Genomic DNA, 2,148 nt, shown 5'->3' with positions numbered 1-2,148 from the left:
AGGAACTCCCTCAACTGCGCGGCGCGGGCCCGGTCCTGCCTGCGCGCGGTGGACGTGATCGAGCAGGACGGACACATCCAGCGCTGCGTGCCTGATCTGTTGCGCCCATGCTTGCGCATCCGCCCATGGCATATGGGGCAATGCCTGGCCCTCTTCGATCTGGTTCTCATTCCCCAATCGAACAGGAACGGGCACCCCTGCAAGACCCCTATTAACAACCCGACCTATTAACAACCACCCAACACGCTTACAGCCACAAGGCCAAACCCCCAACATAAACAACGCGTTTAGTTCCTATAGCCCTATGATGGTGTAACGGTGGTGCTACTGTCACCGTTGATGTAATAACTCAAGAATGATAGTTAGGCCTATCTATCAGTGCAGTATTCCAGTTTTAGCTGGGTTGTCAGAGGTGCCATGGCTGACACCGCTGACTTCGTTATTGGTTATCAAGGATGAATTGACTCAACAAACGGAAAGGGGCTTATGATGAAAGCTCTGAACACTATCAAAAGTAGGTTGCTCGCCAGCGTTGCTGTTCCACTTGCGCTGTCTATGGGAGTCGCCATGGTTCCCAGTCAGGCGATGGCTGCAGAGCCTGTGGATACCGCTTCGACATCTATCGTGAGTCAAGTCACCGATTCGCTGACTCCGAGGGATGTGCTGGAGATAGCGGATACCGCATGGGAAAACGGTGATTATGAAGGTGCTGGCATCCTGACCGAGTATGCATTCTCGATGCATGATGGCACTGCCGGTAATGGCTTCCAATCGAGGAATTGGGCTACGACGATCGCCAAGAAAGCTGTCATTAAGCTTCTGCGCTGGGGAGGTTCCAAGCTTCCTGCCAAGATTGCTCCGTGGGCCGGTCGGATTGCAGACTTCCTGGAAGCCACCGGCGTCTGGACTCATGCCGCTATCGTCTCAGGTTTGATGCAGCAGGGCATCCCTTACGATATTGCTGAATACACGGCGACATGGGTTGATTTGTTCCTCTGATTCATGGAGAGAGGGGTGAGCGATGAGTGACCGTGGACGATCAGACCATGTAACGGTTTCGGATGCGATTACCGGTGTTGGTTTTTTCGGAACTGTGTTGTTGGGTTTTGTCTTTCCTTTTGCGGTCGGCATTGGTGTCACTTATCGCTTGCTCCCTTTCGGTGGCGTTCGTTCCTGGGTGCATGGGTGGCGTGGGGTTTTGGGTACCATCGTTATCTTTCTGTTGTGGTTCTTTGGTACCTACATAACTGATGCGTTGGTGGATGTGTTGTTTAGCATGAGCAGTCACAAGGTCTTGAAGAAGCTTGTTAGCGAAGTTGTGAGTTTTGTGTTTCTCATGGGGTTGATGGCCTTGGCCTTCAGCAGGTGGGAAGCCATGGCGCTCTCATCTTTGATAACTGAGGTTCTCACCATTCTCATCTCCCTACTCGTCATTCATGCCGTTGATGCTGCAGACAAGCATGATTAATCTAAACAACGATCATTCCTAGGGAATGAAGCGGATTCGAGTGCCCCTTTTATGGGGCGGGAGAAACGCATCGGACGCGGAGAGGTCTCCTCCTTGGTTTGGGAGGAGACCTCTTCGGTTTGGTTGTGTGTGGTGTTAGTCGTCGGTGGGGTTGATGTTCTTACTGAGGGCCAGGGCGATGAGCGTTGCGAGGTTGTTGGTTCGGTCGAGGGTGAGGGCTTGGACCATGTATGAGCTGGCTTGGTCGGGGTCGCGGGCGGCCCAGGCCAGGTAGGCTCTGGAGGCGCTGAGGTGTGGGGTGGGGCCGACGGCGGCGGTGAGCTGGTCGAAGAGGTTGTAGGCTCTGTCGGCGCGTTCCTGGTTGACGGGGGTCCGGCCTTCGAAGCAGGTGGTGAGGCTGGTGAAGATGAGTTTGACGGCGGCGGGGTCGTGGGGTTGTTCGGTGATGGTGGTCAGGTCGTCTCGGGTGGTGTCGGGGTTGATGGCGGCGACCAGGAGCGCGTCGCGGTGCGGCAGTGAGGTTTCTATCAGCGCGGCCATGCGGGTGAGCCGGTCGTGTCCTATGGCTTCGGGCTGGTGGGTGCCGTCGAGTATGCGCATGATGCTGTCGAGGGCCTGTCGGCCTGCGGTGAGCATGAGTTGGGGGTCCTGGCTCAGTTGCTTGACGTCGTCCTGGAGGC

The 2,148-nt window shown here is 55.7% G+C and carries 4 protein-coding genes; 2 read left to right on the top strand and 2 right to left on the bottom strand.

What is annotated here, in order from left to right; all coding sequences use genetic code 11:
* Positions 1–170, bottom strand: a 170-nt coding sequence (locus P272_RS09380) for an IS1/IS1595 family N-terminal zinc-binding domain-containing protein (RefSeq protein WP_441293864.1), incomplete at its 3' end; no start/stop codon positions are given.
* Positions 171–486: 316 nt separating this feature from the next.
* On the opposite strand from P272_RS09380, the gene P272_RS09495 reads away from it, so the two are divergent.
* Complete coding sequence (locus P272_RS09495) at positions 487–999, top strand: hypothetical protein (RefSeq protein ID WP_029679094.1); 513 nt, start codon at positions 487–489, stop codon at positions 997–999.
* 22 nt (positions 1,000–1,021) lie between these two features.
* Complete coding sequence (locus P272_RS0108520; protein WP_015022033.1) at positions 1,022–1,468, top strand: hypothetical protein; 447 nt, start codon at positions 1,022–1,024, stop codon at positions 1,466–1,468.
* Positions 1,469–1,603: 135 nt separating this feature from the next.
* Here P272_RS0108520 and P272_RS09470 read toward each other — a convergent pair.
* Positions 1,604–2,148: hypothetical protein (locus tag P272_RS09470; RefSeq protein WP_029679093.1), on the bottom strand; the 545-nt coding region annotated here is incomplete at its 5' end.

The organism is Bifidobacterium sp. 7101 (assembly GCF_000499285.1).
GTDB classification, from domain to species: Bacteria; Actinomycetota; Actinomycetes; order Actinomycetales; family Bifidobacteriaceae; genus Bombiscardovia; species Bombiscardovia apis_A.
Note: the sequence above shows the minus strand (reverse complement) of the source record. Positions and strands in the feature narration are given on the sequence as shown.

What these genes read in the sequence shown, in the direction of transcription:
- P272_RS09495 (WP_029679094.1), top strand. Translation starts at nt 487, where the DNA reads ATGATGAAAGCTCTGAACACTATCAAAAGTAGGTTGCTCGCCAGCGTT.
- P272_RS0108520 (WP_015022033.1), top strand. Translation starts at nt 1,022, where the DNA reads ATGAGTGACCGTGGACGATCAGACCATGTAACGGTTTCGGATGCGATT.